This is a genomic window from Lascolabacillus sp. (genome assembly GCF_028696275.1).
Classification (GTDB): domain Bacteria; phylum Bacteroidota; class Bacteroidia; order Bacteroidales; family Dysgonomonadaceae; genus Proteiniphilum; species Proteiniphilum massiliensis.
In genome coordinates this window covers 54,314-70,834 of record NZ_JAQVHI010000009.1, presented here as the reverse complement: position 1 = coordinate 70,834, position 16,521 = coordinate 54,314, and the positions used below count along the sequence as shown (strand labels likewise).

Genomic DNA, 16,521 nt, shown 5'->3' with positions numbered 1-16,521 from the left:
TCTGCATAGATCTCAAGCTGAGGCTTTGCAAACATCTGAGCTGTTTCTGAATTCAACAGATTCCGGCTAGTCTGATAAGCAAGTGTTTTCTGAGCATCTTTCTCTACGAGAATCTTCCCGCAGAATACTCCTGTTGCTTTATCATTTAATATAGTTTTAAACAGTTCGTCGCTCATACAATTTGGCTTTGAGTGATCAAGAAAAGCGAAATTATCAATATGCTGCTCTTTATCACAAATAGCCAACCCTCCTGCATGAGCTTCGGCATGCTCACCAAGTAGTCTATAACGGAAATTATTCCTGGTATAGCCATTATGAAGAGTAATGCTGCTTGTTACAACCTTTGAGTTATCTTTCTGCTCACTGAACAGATTGTTTAATCGAGTTACTTTTTCGGAGTTTTCTTCAAGCTCATAAACATCCACCTGAGCACTCTCATCTGCAAAAACTTCTGTCACCTGTGTAACAACAAAACTTACTTCATCAACAGTGTGATCACAGACAAGAAGTTTTACATGAGCATTTTCTTCTGCAATAATCAGTAAGCGACGATTGACATTCAGATCAACCCCGCCACGAAGAATATTGATCAGCTGAAGCGGCTTTTCTACTTCAATATTCTTTGGAACGTAAATAACAAAGCCATCCTGAACAAACATTGTATTATATGCTACAATGCCATTGTCTGTACTGTCCGCTATTTTTGCATAATATTTCTCAAACACCTCGGGATGTTCTTCTGAAAACTGCCTCAAGCTGCCAGCGAAAACACCTTCGGGTAATCCCTCACCCTGTTCCACCTCATTATAAAACCTGTCGTTTATAAGAAAATATGTATGTGTGTTCAGGTTTGGGACATCGCATTTAAATGCCTCATAGGGATTAACGGGAATGGGGATATTCCTTAGATTCAGTCCCAGATCAGCATCGAAAACACGTACTATATTTGAATGTTTATAATCTTCCTGTTTTGAAGTTGGAAAGCCTATCTGTTTGAATGTTTCAAAAGCAGCATCACGATGCACATTCATTCCATTTGAAGAATTTGCATCCAGATCACCTCTGTATTTCTCAAACAGATCAATATATTGTTGTTCTATCATCTTTTTACTCGTTTACGGATTAATCAGCCATTCGTAGCCTTTCTTTTCCAGCTCCTCTGCTAGATCCGGGCCACCAGACTTAATAATTTTTCCATCAAAAAGCACATGTACAAAGTCAGGCTTGATATACTCAAGCAGACGCTGGTAGTGTGTAATTAGGATAGTTGCATTTTCCTTTGTCTGCAATTTATTTACTCCTGCAGCCACAACCCTGAGAGCATCAATATCCAGTCCTGAGTCTGTTTCATCTAATATAGATAAAAGAGGATTGATCATTGCCATTTGGAAAATTTCATTCTTTTTCTTTTCCCCACCTGAAAAGCCCTCATTTACCGAGCGACTTACCAGTTGACTATCCATTCCCAGAAGCTCCCTTTTATCACGCATCAACTTTAGAAAGTCAGTTGCAGATATAGGTTCTTCACCCCTATATTTTCGCTGCTCATTTATTGATGCTCTCATAAAATTCACCATGCTCACTCCGGGAATTTCTACTGGGTACTGGAAACTTAAAAACAGACCTTCCCTTGCTCTGTCTTCAGGTTCCATTTCCAATAAATCTTTATCATTAAATAGAATACTGCCACGAGTAACTTCAAACTTTGGATGACCTGCCAGAACAGAAGCCAGGGTACTTTTACCCGACCCGTTAGGTCCCATTACAGCATGAATCTCTCCGGGATTTACTTCCAGATTAATACCTTTTAGTATCTCCTTATTTTCAACTATTGCATGCAGGTTCTTTATCTTTAACATACTTTTATTATGATATATATTAATATTTATGGGTTAAACTCAACCCTTTTTATCTTCAGAAATTTTATCTTCTGCTTCTTTTATTTTTTTGAAAAGATCTGAGGCAAATACAAAATCGTTCAGCTTTTCATTATCAGCATCCATAACCTCAGATTTTGTACCTTCCCACTCTTTTACACCTTCGTTTATAAAAACTACTTTATCTCCTATATTTATAACTGAGTTCATATCATGTGACACTACAATAGTTGTCATCATGAAATCCTTTGTAATATCTTCTATAAGTTCATCTATCAGCTGCGATGTTTTTGGATCGAGACCTGAATTAGGTTCATCACAAAACAGGTATTTGGGATTAAGTGAAATAGCTCGTGCAATTGCTGCCCTTTTCATCATACCTCCACTTATTTCTGAAGGATAAAGATTTGCAGCATCCGAAAGACCTACCCTTTCAAGGCAGAATTCCGCACGTTTCCTTCGTTCCCTGCTGTTCTTCCTTGAAAACATATCAAGAGGAAACATCACATTCTCCAGGACTGTTCTCGAATCAAAAAGCGCTGAACCTTGGAAAAGCATCCCAATATCTCTTCGCAAACGTCTTAACTCCTTGGTCTTAAGCGCTAAGAAGTTATGACCGTCATACATTATTTCTCCAGAAGTTGGTGTTAATAGTCCGACAATGCATTTCATCAAGACAGTCTTTCCTGAGCCACTTTTTCCGATAATCATATTAACAAGGCCTTTATCAAACCTTGCATTAATGTCATTTAAAACATTATCGCCCTCAAACTCCATATTCAGATGTCTTACCTCTATCATCTACTTTGCTTTTTATCCCATTGCCAGTTGAGTGAACACCAGGTCGGTCACAAGAATAAGAATACTATTTATCACTACAGAGTCAGTACTTGCCTTACCAACATCCAATGCTCCACCTTTTACGGTATAACCGAAAAAGCCTGCTACAGATGCAATAATAAAGCCAAACAGCATCGATTTAGTGATAGAGTACCAGACAAATGACTCTCTGAAAAATGCCTGGATTCCATATATATATGTTTCCACAGATGGAGTTCCTAATACAAGACAAATGACATAACCACCAAACAATCCCATGAACATACTGAAAATAACCAGTACCGGCATAAAAGCGACGAAAGCTGCCACTTTTGGCAATATAAGATAGTTGGCCGAATTAACCCCCATTATATCTAGAACATCAACCTGCCCGGTTATTCTCATTGTGCCGATCTCTGAAGCCACATTTGAGCCCACTTTACCTGAGAGTATCAAACACATTATTGTTGAAGAAAACTCCAGTAAAATAATTTCGCGCGAAACTACACCTACAGTAAAACGTGGCAGCATTGGCGAATCCACATTCAGAGCTATCTGCATAACAATTACAGCTCCTATGAAAAAGGAAATGATAACTACTATCCAGATTGAATTCACCCCTAACTGATACACTCCCTTTATGAACTCTTTCATAAATTCACGCATCCTGTCGGGAACAGATAATACTCTCCTCATCAGTAATGCATATAACCCGACATTTTCTATTGAACCGATGAAACTCATGTGGTTTATTCTCTCTGATATAAAGTACAAAGATAGAAAATTTTATAAATCTTTCAGCAAGACATCTTTATCGCTTTCATATATATACATGCGATTGTCAACCAATGCCTTCCAATGTTCACTATATACTCCCTGTGTATCTATCATAAAATCCTCTGAACCCTTTTTATCTAACCTGGACATAAGATAATTAACAGATATATTATGAATATCAACAGCAGGCTGGAAAGCCATTACTCTTTCATCAGCTTTAGAAGGTGTTGCCGAGATTATATTTATCTCCAACAAATTGTCGAGAATAATGTTCGTTAACCTCGAAGGAACCTTACACTTTTCGGAAAGTTCATCAGCTGTAAGAGGTGTTTTTTCGTTAGCAAAACGTTTTACAATCTCTGAGGCGATAATAAGAGTGAAAAAGTCCTTATATCTTCTGCTTACTCTTCGCGTTTCCTTTTCAAAGGAGAATTTTCTAACATTTTGTGCAGCATAGGATATCTCTGCCCCTATTAGTGTCAGGAACCATGAAAACTGAATAAACAGCAGCATAAGAGGTATTGCTGCGAATGTACCGTAAATAGCATTGTATCGGGTAATCCAAAGTTGCCCGCTCAAAAACATAAGCTGGAATACCTGAAATGCAACACCGGCAAGTACACCTGCAATAAGTGCATTACCAAATTTCACCTTGGTATTTGGCAAAAACTTGTACAGTACAGTAAACAAAAGTATGATAACTATATAGGGTACAATATCCAGCAGACGTGGTATAAACGGGTAGAGAATATATATTATTTTAAGTGTCTGATTTTGAGGATAACTTAAAATATTCAGAGCATTAACCAAAATAAAAAACAGAGGCATAAGAAGAACCATTGCAGTATAATCGGTAACTTTCCTTGCAACACTTCTCCCTTTTCGGACCTGCCATATCTGATTAAAAATATTTTCTATCTCATTAAAAAGCAGAAGTATTGTATAAAGCAGTAACAGAATACCGATTCCTGCAAAAATACCACCTCCCTTGGCCTCTTCAAGTGAATTGTCGATCAGCTGAAACAACAGGTTTATAAACTCCCTGGTTCTTCCTTCAGCTGTGGTCTCTTCACTGAAAAATACAGGTTGATCAGTTGTCAGAACACCGGTGGAAGCATCATCTAACACAGAAGTTTCACCAGAGAATAAAGATATTGTGTCTGTAGTTGCAGATGGAACTGAATAAGCTATCTCTGTATTTGGAGAGTTTCCCAGTAAAAGGTTGAAGATGCTGCTCTCAACTATATTTTCGATCCCAAATCCCCTTGCAATAGCAAATAGGACAGCTAATAAAGGTACAATCGAAAGAAGTGTGCGGTAAGTAAGAGAACGAGCACTTGCAGGAATATTCAGCTCCTTGATATTTCTTACGGTGAGTATGATTGTCTTAGTTGCATTATACAGTATATTCTTACTGTTAGACAAAGTATCCGGGTTAGATCGCCAGATACCATAAGTCAGAAAATGCACAAACTCTCTGAACTTGGCTTCCACTTTTTCTAGTCTGCCAGGCTCATCAATCTCATTCCGGTATTTTTTCTTCCCGAATTTAATCATTTCTTGCTATGATAAAAAAAAGCAGCCGGTCTATAAGCCGGGTTCTGTATCCCTTAAGGGATGTTTGTCATTTATCTAAGCGGCCTACCCCTCGGCATCGGGCGAGCAACCCTAATTATCCGATATACATGGCCTTGCAACCCATAATGCGTACGGCATACCATGTTGCCACGGTACCCGGTGAGCTTTTACCTCACCTTTTCACCCTTACCTTGTAAACAAGGCGGTTATTTTCTGTTACGCTAATCTGCCCTCACGAACAGCTTCCCGTTAGGAAATATGGTGCTCTGCGTTGCCCGGACTTTCCTCCCCGGTTTACGGGGCGACAAACCGACCTGCTGCAAATACAAAAGTAATAATAAGTAACGACTTAACATCGCTACATCTTTAATAAAAACAGTTAACTTTGTGAATATAGAGTAATGCCACTAAGGAAAAATTTTTTATTGAAGAATGATATGTATCAGTTAATTATAAAAATATAGTAGTATGAAAAAAATTAGCCTGCTCATTATTTTGCTCTCTTTCCTTACAATGTATGTTAAAGCGGAACCGACCGAAAGCTCAGCAATGGATCTCCCTGTCAGAGGATTGGCAATTGCAGCACCGGACGTCAACAATCTGGATTTATTTCTGAAATTCATCGAAGAGGAATTGGCTCCTGCACACTTCAACTTACTAATCCTTAGAGTTGACTGGAACTATGCCTATGAAAGTCACCCTGAACTAAGAGACCCAAATCCACTAACCAAAGAGGATGTAAAAAAAATTGTAGATGTATGTAAAAGTAACGGTATTAAAATAGTCCCACAAGTGAATCTTCTGGGCCATCAGTCATGGGCAAATACCACTAATGCTTTGCTTCGTGAGTATCCAGAATTCGACGAGACACCTCATATTAAAACTGAAGATTATACAGGTTGGCCAAATCCTGATGGACTCTACTGTAAAAGCTACTGCCCACTTCACCCGGAGGTTCACGATGTAGTATTTGCAGTAGTTGATGAGATTCTGGATGCATTTGAAACTGATATGTATCATGCAGGAATGGATGAGGTGTTTTATATTGGCGAGGATAACTGTCCACGTTGCAGCGGAAGAGATAAAGCAGAGCTTTTTGCAGGAGAGGTTACTAAAATCAGAAACCATCTTGCACTTAAAAACCGAAGGTTGATGATATGGGGTGATAGATTAATTGATGGAAAAACAACTGGCATTGGTTTATGGGAGGCAAGTATGAATAATACACATCGTGCAATTGACATGATTCCAAAAGATGTTTTTATATGCGATTGGCATTATGAACGTGCTGAGCCAACTGCAGTTATGTTTGCAATGAAGGGTTTTGATGTTGCAAGCTGTCCCTGGAGAAAACCTGATATAGCTTTATCACAGCTATCAGATATGATTAAACTGAGAGAAAATTCTAGTCCCGGAATGGCGGATAGGTTTAAGGGTATTATTGCAACTGTATGGACCGGAGCTGGCCAGTTCCTAAAAAACTATTACGATCCAAGTTCGATAAAAGAAGAATTATCTGAAGTTAACACAGTTAAAAGTTTAATAAGTGAGTACAGTAAAAATCCGCAGGTGAATTAATTAAATAAATTACAGTAAATGTTGTCATAATTTGTATTTTTGCATTAATGACACCTTCATTCAGGATATTTTTAAAAAAACTCACATATAAGAACTTTATGAAACTTTTTAATGTTAATTCTGCTACAATGCTGGGACTGGGATCTTTGGCCCTCTTGGCATCTTGTCAGAAACAGGAGAAGAAACAGGATCGTCCTAATATCATTTTCATAATGAGTGATGATCATGCGTATCAGGCTATCAGTGCCTATGGTCACGGACTAAATGAAACTCCAAATATCGACAGACTGGCAGAAGAGGGTGCTATGTTTACCCGGTCAACTGTTACAAACTCAATCAGTGCCCCTAGCCGCGCTGTATTACTAACAGGAAAGCATAGTTTTGTTAATGGAAAAGTTGACAATCTGCAGCCTTTTGACTGGGATCAGCCTAATTTCCCAAAACTTTTGCAGGCAAACGGATATCAGACAGCTATGATTGGTAAGATTCACATGGATGGTATACCTCAGGGGTTTGATTATTCTATGGTACTGCCGGGACAGGGGGATTATTATAATCCTGACTTCTTCATTAATGGAGAACGGATCCGCAAAGAGGGATACTGCACTGATATTATCACGGAAGAGACTATCGACTGGATAAAAAACAGACGTGACAAAGATAAACCGTTTGCAGTTTTATATCACCAGAAGGCTCCACACAGAAACTGGCTGCCTGCTCCTGAATATCTAACTCTGTATGACGATGTTACTTTCGAACCACCAGCTTCATTCTTTGATGATTATGAGGGTCGTGGTACAGCCGCAAGAGAACAGGAGATGGAGGTTCATGGTCATGCAAGATGGGGTCATGATTTCAAATTTATAGTTTCTCCTGAAGGTGACAGTACCGGTTTTTACAATCAGCTTAAGAGGTTCACACCCGAACAGAGGGAACATTGGCTATCGGTCTACACACCACAAAATGAGGAGTTCAAAGCCAATTATGCAAACATGACAGACAGAGAAATAGCTGTTTGGAAATATAACCGTTATATCAAGGACTACCTGCGCACGATTAAGTCAGTAGATGATGGTGTGGGTGAACTGCTCGACTTCCTTAAGGAATCAGGCCTCGATGAAAACACTATTGTAATATACACATCAGATCAGGGTTTCTATCTTGGAGAACATGGATGGTTTGATAAACGATTCATGTATGAAGAGTCGTTCCGCACTCCATTACTGATCAGATACCCTAAAGAGATCAAGCCTGGTACCGTTATTGACAAGCTGGTGCAGAATCTGGACTATGCTCCCACACTTCTCGACTATGCCGGTATTGAAGCACCTGAAGAGATGCAGGGCAAGTCGTTCCGCAGACTTGTTTCCGGTGAAACTGATGAGTGGCGCGATGCAGTTTATTATACTTACTATGAATATCCTGCCGAGCACATGGTAAAACGTCACTACGGCGTCTCCACTGAAAGATATAAGCTAATTCATTTCTATTATGATATTGATGAGTGGGAGATGTATGATCTGGAGAAAGATCCTCAGGAGATGAGAAATATCTATAATGATCCCGAGTATAAGGATGTGCAGATTGCAATGCATAAGAAACTCGAGGAGGTGCGCAAATATTATGGAGACAGCGATGAGCTGAATGACAGATATTTGAAAGAGTTTATTGAACATAGTTCGGGTAACTAAACATATATGTTCATAGTAATAGCTTTTATGCTTATTGGGGGTATTACCGGCTACTTTCTGCGTAAAAAGGAGCTCGGTAATATTCCCAAATTTGTTACTGTGTTAATTTGGCTCCTTTTAGCTATACTTGGAATGGAGGTAGGCAGCAACCCAGATATAATAAAAGGTCTGGCAACAATTGGGAAAGAAGCACTTTTCATTACCATTGCTGCTGTAACTGGTAGCGCATTTATGGCACTACTTCTTTGGAAATTGATAAATAAGGGTAAGAAATAATATCATGAAGGGAAGTATCATCATAGTCTCTTTTTTTATCCTTGGTGTCCTGCTTGGCTATATGGGACTTGTACCTGACTCCTTGATTGAAAGTGATTTAAGTTTTTATGTTCTTTGTGCATTGATGTTCTTTGTGGGTTTAAGTGTTGGGTGCGACACAAAGACTCTGAAGAGTTTCAGTAAACTAAACCCTAAATATTTCCTGCTGCCAATTGCAACTATAGTTGGCACTCTGGGTGGATGTGTAATCATATCATTTCTGTTGCCAGACAGACAATTATCAGATTTACTTGCCGTGGGAAGTGGTTTTGGGTACTACTCATTATCAAGTATCTTCATTACAGAGTACAGAGGAGCCGAACTTGGTACGATTGCATTGCTGTCGAACATCATGCGGGAGCTTATTGCTCTCTTACTTGCTCCCTTCCTTGTAAGATATTTTGGAAAGCTTTCTACAATATCTGTTGGAGGAGCCACAACTATGGATACTACTCTACCGGTAATCTTAAAGTTCTCTGGTAAGGAGTTTATTGTTATATCTGTATTTCATGGTTTCATCCTCGATCTGAGTGTACCATTCCTGGTTACTTTCTTTTGCTCTTTTTAAATTTATTATCTACTTTTGAACTACACTCTAACAATTTATCAATACAATTTAATAAAAATGAAAAAAACCTTGTTAATTATTTCTTCAGCAATACTGTTAATGCTTTCTTGCAATACAAGTAAAAATAAAACTAACTCCGAAGTTCAATACTCCTCCAACCCTGTACTGGATGGCTGGTATGCCGATCCGGAAGGCATTATTTATGGCGATAAGTATTGGATCTTCCCTACCTACTCTGATTATTATGAAGAGCAGATATTCTTTAATGCTTTTTCATCACCCGACCTGGTAAACTGGACAAAGCACGAAAATATATTAGACTCCTCAGAGGTTAAATGGGCACACAAAGCTATGTGGGCACCCGGTGTTATAGAAAAAGATGGGAAATACTACTTTTTCTTCGCTGCAAATGATATTCAGAGCAATGATGAGATTGGAGGAATTGGTGTTGCAGTAAGTGATAAACCTGAAGGTCCATACAAAGATCTACTGGGTAAACCACTTATTGATAAAATTGTAAATGGTGCACAACCCATTGACCAGTTTGTCTTCAAAGAAAACGACAGTACATACTATATGTATTATGGGGGATGGAGACATTGTAATGTTGTCTTGCTTAAAAATGACTTCACTGGAATTCGTCCATTTCCAGATGGTGAACTCTATAAAGAGGTAACTCCTGAAGGTTATGTTGAAGGACCATTCATGTTTAAAAAAGATGGCAAGTACTATTTCATGTGGTCAGAAGGTGGCTGGGGAGGTCCACACTACAAGGTGGCATACGCAATAACAGACAATCCTCTAGGACCTTTCGAACGCATAAACACCATACTTGAGCAGGATCCAGAGGTGGCAACAGGAGCAGGACACCATTCGGTTTTCCATAACAAAAGAACTGACGACTGGTATATCATTTATCATCGCAGACCACTTGAAGAGACTCACCATAATCATCGTGCAACTTGTATCGATAAAATGGAGTTTGATGAAAATGGCTATATTAAGCCTGTTAAGATGACTTTCAAGGGTGTGGCGGCGAATCCGTTGAAGTAGAAAAAATAATGAATCACCTTATCTGTTTAAGGTAATTAAAGCAGATAAAAATAAAAAGCCCGATATACTTTAACAGTGTATATCGGGCTTTACTTTACCCATCTATTCCCAACTAAAGAACTACCTGTTCAGTAGCTTCTTAGCCTCATTGAGCTTATCGTTCCAGTCATCTGATGGTTCCAGAGTGTAGAAATATTTTATTGCCTCTTCAAGCTCATTCAATTTAGCAAGTGATTCAGATGTATTTTCATCGCTATACTGTTTGCGAAGAATCCTTATCTTTTCGGCATCCTGAATACCTTCGATCAGTCGCTCGAAACGAATAGAGCTGCGAGCATCTGGATACACCATATATGTATCGCCTGCCGGCCAGGTTTTATAGCGCGAGTCGGTTAGTGGATTCTCTACCCACGAGTTGTAGGCCCATCTGAGCATTCCATCAAGATCTGCTGCAACTGTATGCCATCCTGCATAAACAGCTTCGGCAGGTTCTGAGAATGTGAACATATTTGCGAATGGGTCAGCACAGCAAACATACCATGTGGTATTAAGTCCCTCTGCTCTGCGTGTAATGATATCCTCTTTGTCCACTACACTATTGGCTCCAACACTGATATCTTTTATACCGGGGTATTGCTTATAGCTTTTGTGGTTATCAGCAAGCGAAATACCAAGTTCGGGCGCTGCAGTCTCCAACACTTTTAGTGCAGCCTGCATATCTGCAGGAGAACGTTCGTCCATTGCTATATTAGTGATTTCGAGCCAACCCTTTGCTTTAAGATGACGGGTGAAGTCCTTCAGGAATACAGTCCAAAACTCAGCATACTCATCCGACTGAGCTTTCAGCTCAAGTGTAACCAACTCCTTTTTCTCCATATCATTATAATGAACCTGGTTGTTCCACGTAAGTAATGAGTAACAGTTTATCATATCAGTTACACCAAGATCCATCATAAACTCCACCCATTTATCGAATACCGTATAGTCGAAACTCCAGCTCTGGTCTTCGTTTTTAGTCCAAATAATCATATCAGCATAAGCATCGAATGACTGATGATTCCATGGATCCTTATTAAGTGTTGCCGTGATAACCTTCTGTCCGGCATCTGCTAACATCTTCATTATAGGTCTCATTTTCTCGAAATGCGCATCACTCCACAGCTCAAGATTATGCACCCTTGCCACAGCAGATGGATGTTGCCACAAGTCGAGATGATAAACCCATTCCGATGGTTCTGGCAACAACTGATTTACAACCTCTACCTCTATCTCAAAATCCTCAACAAATTTCCTTTCAGCATACAGGTTTAGCTTACCTTTGTAGTTACCTGCAACTGCATCAGAAGGGATATCGATAGTCAGCCATACCGGTCTTACCGTTTTGGCCTCAATATTAAAATTATCGAGGTTATCCAACATGTCTGCTGAAATAGATGCCGCATAATCTTCAGGTTTACGATGTCCGCACCCTTCGGCAAATTCATCTGTCATTACATACCTCACAAACCTTGCCTGAGCAATTGAGGCTGGCAAAGTAGCTGATTCTGAGATAAAGTCGTCAAACTCAAGCTCCACCTGATCAACATCGGCAGTTGTCCACAGAATCATCTGAGCAGATACCTTCTCACCTTTCCATCCGGTTACTTTCTCACTCTTTTTAATCTCCACCTCAGGTGCAACTGATTTAGGAGCTCTCACATCAATAGATATAAATGATGAATGAAGGCCAGCTTTAACATTTGACCAATCTGACAACGTATCGTTAGTTGGGTCTTGCATCTCCTGAAATGTAATAAACTCCTTCTTAGGCCTCTTCCAGTCACATGAGCTAAAGGCTAAAAGCAACATACCTGTAATTGCAATTAGTGTACAGGCTGACCTTAATGATTTAAAATTCATTTTTTTGATTTTTATTTGAAAACTTACTTTATTTACAACTTAAGTTCTATAGATTATTCAATTCAAAATAGTCGTACTCTGCAGGATTATTTCCATCTCCTATATGAATCAAACCGGGTCTTGCCACTCTGTCCCACCTGACAAGATGCGAGGCATCGAAAACAGAATCAGTTGCAGTAATCCAGTTCTCCCCATTTAAACTATAATAGAATCGGAGTAAGCGACCTCTTTCAACCTCTATTTTTAAATGTGGTTCTGCTATATCTATACTTTTACTGTAATGGGTTGAACTTTTACCATCACTTACAGATCTAACCTCTATATTGTTGTTCTTTATACCTATTGCAACCATATTCTTATCATCACCATACATTGTGAGTCCTTTAAAGCTATCATTAACATTACTCACCTTAGTGATGTAGTTGTAGCGGATAGTTTGTGGCCTTAAACAGAGAGCTGTACCATTCTCATTCCCTTCTGTCATATTGCCTGAAAGTATCAGGCTGCCATTTTTAATTTCAGTATTTATGTCTGAATAAGGAAAATTCCATGTCCAGCTAACATTTAGCTCCTTTGAATTGAAATCATCCCTGAAATCTGAAACTCCCTTTTGTATTGTTCCGGCAAAGGGTACTTGATGACGGTTGACTGCAACTCTACCTGTTTTGAACTTTAGCCATCCATCTTCTGTTATTTGCAACTCATGCAGGATGTGCTGCCTTCCGAGAAAAAAGTTGTCTCCCGACTGATAGCCGTGACTATAATAGAATAATCGTCCATCGTCTGTCTCAACTACCGTACCATGTCCACAAGAAATATAGTCAGTTCCATCACCGTAAAGTATTGGGTTATCTGAGTATTTCTCATAAGGACCGAAGAAGCTGGTTGATCTGGCTACCCTTACATCATAATCGCTTCCGGGACCACAACAGCTTTTTGCAGAATAAATTATATAATAGAATTCACCATGTTTGAAATGATATTGACCTTCTAGTCCTATTCCCTCATCTTTTAAAAGAGAGAATATCTCACCTTCAAGTTTAAGTCCATCCTCTGATAACCGGCTGCCAAGAAGTTCGATTGGCCGGTTGTCAAGTCCATATGCTTTCCAGGTAATGTACAAATTGCCATTATCATTATAGACAAAAGGGTCTATGGCTTCTGTTCCATATTCAATAATAGGACCATGGTCTTCAAAATCCAATGAGGTTCCTCCAGATGTGGCGACACCTATGTAAGAAACATTGTCTGACTTCCTTCGTGCTGTATAATAACAGAACATTTTGTTATTCATATAATAAAGCTCAGGAGCCCAGAAGGAGTGAGATGTCCACTGAGGTTTCTCATTCAGGATATGACCAACCTGTTCCCAGTTTATCAGATCAGTGGAGGTGAATAACGGAAAGTGGGGTGCCCACTCCGATGATGTTGCTGTTACATAAAAAGTGTCTCCAACCTTTATTATAGTGGGATCAGCAAAATCACCACGATTAACAGGATTATCAAAATAGGTGACACCCTGCGAAAACATAGCCACTGATATCGATAAGAATGCAGTTAAAATAAGTAGTTTCTTCATAAGTTGGCAAATATAATAAAACAGTTTAAGTTTTTGGCATTTTAGTTTAATATGCTCAAGTATATAAGAAAATAATATAGGAAAAGTTGTTATTTATTTCATTTTATCAATTATTCGTCTAACTTTGCATCAAATCTACATCAAAATGTTTGAAATGCATAAAATGTATTCAACATATTTCACTTCTACAATGACTATGACCCCTTGGGGGGTTATATAATTTTTTACATCCGTAAGCAGTCACTGCTTTTTTTGCTAACCGTTCGGTTATAGCATCCAAAAATCAACTTTTTTTTATCAACTAATGCCGTTAAACAAACGGAAAAAGTCTTATACAGATGAAAGTTATGAAGTTCGGTGGGACATCGGTAGGAAGTCCCGAAAGTTTACAACAAGTTAAAAGTATAATTATAAATGAGGAAGAGCCGGTTATAGTAGTAGTTTCGGCACTTGACGGTGTAACAGACAGATTGTTGCTTGCTGCAGATTTTGCGCTAAATGGCAATTCAGGTTATAAAACACTGCTAGACGAATTAATTGAAAGACACCGTACTGTTATAGAGAATTTAAACTTCTCTGAAAAAGACAAAAATCCACTTATAGAAAAAACAGAACAGCTGTTTGATGAATTGCAGAATATTCTGAGAGGAGTATTTCTGATTGGCGACCTATCACAGAAGACATCAGACAAGATAGTGAGCTACGGAGAGCGTTTGTCATCGCTAATTCTAAACAGACTTATCGAGGGATCGCAACTGTATGATTCAACTAAGTTTATTAAAACCAACAGACAGTTTAAAAATCACATCCCAGATTTAAGTCGCTCCAATGAACTGATCCGGAAAACTTTTTCTGAGATGCCTCCTCCCAGAATAGCTGTTGTTCCAGGATTTATTTCATCAAGTATTGACGATGATGATATAACTAATCTTGGCAGAGGTGGTTCAGATTATACTGCTGCAATGATTGCTGCAGCTATGGATGCAACTATGCTTGAAATATGGACTGATGTGAATGGTTTCATGACAGCTGATCCAAAAATTATTAATTCTGCATATGTAATTGATGAACTTTCGTTTATCGAGGCAATAGAACTATCAAACTTTGGGGCAAAAGTTATTTATCCCCCTACAATTTTCCCTGTTTATCATAAGAATATTCCGATCTATGTAAGAAACACTTTCCACCCGGAAGAGAAAGGCACATTAATTAGAGATATTAAGCCTACTAAAAATGGAAAAATAATCAAAGGCATCTCATCTATAAATGATACTGCGCTGATTACTATTCAGGGACTTGGCATGGTTGGTGTTATAGGTGTCAATAAGCGTATCTTTTCTGCTTTGGCTGATAATGGCATAAGTGTGTTCATCGTTTCTCAGGCTTCATCAGAAAACAGCACCTCTATAGGTGTAAGATCACAGGATGCAGCACTGTCTCAGAAAGTACTGAACAAAGAGTTTGCTTACGAGATATCTATGGGCAGTATCAATGAGATTATCGTAGAGTATGATCTGGCAACAATAGCAATTGTTGGTCAGAACATGAAGCATGTACCCGGTATTGCCGGTAAATTCTTTGGTGCTTTAGGAAGAAACGGGATTAGTATAGTTGCACTTGCCCAGGGAGCAGGAGAAACAAATATTTCATGTGTTATTTCGAAGTCCGATCTTAGAAAGTCTCTGAATGTTGTCCATGACTCATTTTTCCTGTCTCCATATCAGGAACTTAACCTATTTGTAGTAGGTACAGGAACTGTTGGTGGCAAGCTACTGGAACAGATACGTAAGCAACAATCTACACTTAAAGAACAGAACAAATTAAGAATAAATATTGTTGGAATAGCAAACGGTCGAAAAGCTCTCTTTAACAGGGGAGGAATACCTTTGGAGAATTATTACGAAACATTAATGGATAAAGGCGCTAAGAGTTCACCTGATTATATTCGTGATGAGATTCTTAAAATGAATATATTCAATTCAGTATTTGTTGATTGTACTGCCAGCCCGGCTATTGCCGAACTTTATGGTGAGTTGATGTCCAGGAACATATCTGTGGTGACAGCCAATAAAATAGCAGCATCATCGGATTATCAAAACTATAGTTATCTGAAGGAGACATCACGCAAAGCGGGTGTCAAGTTCCTTTTTGAAACAAATGTGGGAGCAGGTTTACCTATAATCAACACTATGAATTCTCTGATAAATTCAGGGGACAGGATAGTAAAACTGGAAGCTGTACTTTCAGGCACTCTCAACTTTATATTCAACACCTTCAGCGAAGAGATCCCTTTTAGCAAAGCTGTTAGAATGGCAGTTGATGCTCAGTTTGCAGAACCTGATCCCCGTATTGATTTAAGCGGACTCGACGTTATTCGTAAACTGGTAATTCTTTCACGTGAGGCAGGTGCAAAGATTAATCAGTCTGATGTTAAGAAAAGATTGTTTGTACCTGAGAACTATTTTAAGGGTACACTTGAAGAGTTCTGGAAAACTGTTCCTGAACTGGATGAAACTTTTGAATTACGTCGTAAAGAGCTTGATAAACAGGGTAAGAAGCTACGGTTTGTTGCCTCTTATGATAATGGAGCCTGCGAGGTGGGATTGCGTGAAGTCGAGAGTGGTCACCCATTTTATGACCTGGAAGGAAGTAATAATATTATAATGATTACTACTGAAAGGTACAATGAATACCCAATGGTTATTAAAGGTTATGGTGCCGGAGCAAGTGTTACGGCAGCCGGTGTCTTCTCTGATATAATATCTATTGCAAATATTCGATAAATCA

General features: G+C 38.9%; 13 protein-coding genes and 1 other RNA gene. 6 read left to right on the top strand and 8 right to left on the bottom strand.

All coding sequences use genetic code 11. From position 1 onward, the window contains the following. From PHO43_RS04170 to rnpB, 6 genes are all read right to left on the bottom strand, one after another. Window positions 1-1,103 (bottom strand): SufB/SufD family protein (locus PHO43_RS04170; protein WP_288011414.1); only part of this gene is annotated, 1,103 nt, incomplete at its 3' end. Window positions 1,104-1,115: 12 nt separating this feature from the next. Further along, entirely contained in the window at window positions 1,116-1,859 is a 744-nt protein-coding gene (gene sufC / locus PHO43_RS04165; RefSeq protein WP_045090527.1) for a Fe-S cluster assembly ATPase SufC, read from the bottom strand. A gap of 39 nt (window positions 1,860-1,898) precedes the next feature. Then, a complete protein-coding gene (locus PHO43_RS04160) occupies window positions 1,899-2,678 on the bottom strand; it encodes an ABC transporter ATP-binding protein (protein WP_045090528.1) in 780 nt (259 codons plus the stop codon). A gap of 12 nt (window positions 2,679-2,690) precedes the next feature. After that, window positions 2,691-3,440: an MlaE family ABC transporter permease gene (locus PHO43_RS04155; protein WP_053827083.1), complete on the bottom strand. Its 750-nt coding sequence runs from the start codon at window positions 3,438-3,440 to the stop codon at window positions 2,691-2,693. 42 nt (window positions 3,441-3,482) lie between these two features. After that, the gene (locus PHO43_RS04150; RefSeq protein WP_288009278.1) at window positions 3,483-5,030 is read right to left on the bottom strand and encodes a YihY/virulence factor BrkB family protein; all 1,548 of its coding nucleotides are present in this window, start codon (window positions 5,028-5,030) and stop codon (window positions 3,483-3,485) included. Between the two features lie 17 nt (window positions 5,031-5,047). Then, window positions 5,048-5,372, bottom strand: an RNA gene (rnpB, locus tag PHO43_RS04145) — RNase P RNA component class A. Between the two features lie 192 nt (window positions 5,373-5,564). Between rnpB and PHO43_RS04140 the strand changes: the two genes are divergently transcribed. From PHO43_RS04140 to PHO43_RS04120, 5 genes are all read left to right on the top strand, one after another. After that, the gene (locus PHO43_RS04140) at window positions 5,565-6,629 is read left to right on the top strand and encodes a family 20 glycosylhydrolase (protein WP_502867173.1); all 1,065 of its coding nucleotides are present in this window, start codon (window positions 5,565-5,567) and stop codon (window positions 6,627-6,629) included. A 98-nt stretch (window positions 6,630-6,727) separates the two neighbouring features. Beyond that, the gene (locus tag PHO43_RS04135; protein WP_045090531.1) at window positions 6,728-8,320 is read left to right on the top strand and encodes a sulfatase family protein; all 1,593 of its coding nucleotides are present in this window, start codon (window positions 6,728-6,730) and stop codon (window positions 8,318-8,320) included. Window positions 8,321-8,326: 6 nt separating this feature from the next. Beyond that, window positions 8,327-8,596, top strand: a complete 270-nt coding sequence (locus PHO43_RS04130) for a LysO family transporter (protein ID WP_045090532.1) — start codon at window positions 8,327-8,329, stop codon at window positions 8,594-8,596. A 4-nt stretch (window positions 8,597-8,600) separates the two neighbouring features. Further along, entirely contained in the window at window positions 8,601-9,203 is a 603-nt protein-coding gene (locus PHO43_RS04125; RefSeq protein WP_288009283.1) for a LysO family transporter, read from the top strand. A 99-nt stretch (window positions 9,204-9,302) separates the two neighbouring features. Next, the gene (locus PHO43_RS04120; protein ID WP_231623127.1) at window positions 9,303-10,256 is read left to right on the top strand and encodes a glycoside hydrolase family 43 protein; all 954 of its coding nucleotides are present in this window, start codon (window positions 9,303-9,305) and stop codon (window positions 10,254-10,256) included. A 120-nt stretch (window positions 10,257-10,376) separates the two neighbouring features. Here PHO43_RS04120 and PHO43_RS04115 read toward each other — a convergent pair whose 3' ends face one another. After that, complete coding sequence (locus tag PHO43_RS04115; RefSeq protein WP_288009285.1) at window positions 10,377-12,155, bottom strand: DUF4091 domain-containing protein; 1,779 nt, start codon at window positions 12,153-12,155, stop codon at window positions 10,377-10,379. A 46-nt stretch (window positions 12,156-12,201) separates the two neighbouring features. Then, the gene (locus tag PHO43_RS04110; RefSeq protein ID WP_045090535.1) at window positions 12,202-13,734 is read right to left on the bottom strand and encodes a family 43 glycosylhydrolase; all 1,533 of its coding nucleotides are present in this window, start codon (window positions 13,732-13,734) and stop codon (window positions 12,202-12,204) included. 338 nt (window positions 13,735-14,072) lie between these two features. Between PHO43_RS04110 and thrA the strand changes: the two genes are divergently transcribed. After that, entirely contained in the window at window positions 14,073-16,517 is a 2,445-nt protein-coding gene (gene thrA, locus PHO43_RS04105) for a bifunctional aspartate kinase/homoserine dehydrogenase I (protein WP_045090536.1), read from the top strand. The last annotated feature ends 4 nt before the right edge of the window (window positions 16,518-16,521 follow it).

What these genes read in the sequence shown, in the direction of transcription:
- sufC (WP_045090527.1), bottom strand. Translation starts at nt 1,859, where the DNA reads ATGTTAAAGATAAAGAACCTGCATGCAATAGTTGAAAATAAGGAGATA.
- PHO43_RS04160 (WP_045090528.1), bottom strand. Translation starts at nt 2,678, where the DNA reads ATGATAGAGGTAAGACATCTGAATATGGAGTTTGAGGGCGATAATGTT.
- PHO43_RS04155 (WP_053827083.1), bottom strand. Translation starts at nt 3,440, where the DNA reads ATGAGTTTCATCGGTTCAATAGAAAATGTCGGGTTATATGCATTACTG.
- PHO43_RS04150 (WP_288009278.1), bottom strand. Translation starts at nt 5,030, where the DNA reads ATGATTAAATTCGGGAAGAAAAAATACCGGAATGAGATTGATGAGCCT.
- PHO43_RS04140 (WP_502867173.1), top strand. Translation starts at nt 5,565, where the DNA reads ATGTATGTTAAAGCGGAACCGACCGAAAGCTCAGCAATGGATCTCCCT.
- PHO43_RS04135 (WP_045090531.1), top strand. Translation starts at nt 6,728, where the DNA reads ATGAAACTTTTTAATGTTAATTCTGCTACAATGCTGGGACTGGGATCT.
- PHO43_RS04130 (WP_045090532.1), top strand. Translation starts at nt 8,327, where the DNA reads ATGTTCATAGTAATAGCTTTTATGCTTATTGGGGGTATTACCGGCTAC.
- PHO43_RS04125 (WP_288009283.1), top strand. Translation starts at nt 8,601, where the DNA reads ATGAAGGGAAGTATCATCATAGTCTCTTTTTTTATCCTTGGTGTCCTG.
- PHO43_RS04120 (WP_231623127.1), top strand. Translation starts at nt 9,303, where the DNA reads ATGCTTTCTTGCAATACAAGTAAAAATAAAACTAACTCCGAAGTTCAA.
- PHO43_RS04115 (WP_288009285.1), bottom strand. Translation starts at nt 12,155, where the DNA reads ATGAATTTTAAATCATTAAGGTCAGCCTGTACACTAATTGCAATTACA.
- PHO43_RS04110 (WP_045090535.1), bottom strand. Translation starts at nt 13,734, where the DNA reads ATGAAGAAACTACTTATTTTAACTGCATTCTTATCGATATCAGTGGCT.
- thrA (WP_045090536.1), top strand. Translation starts at nt 14,073, where the DNA reads ATGAAAGTTATGAAGTTCGGTGGGACATCGGTAGGAAGTCCCGAAAGT.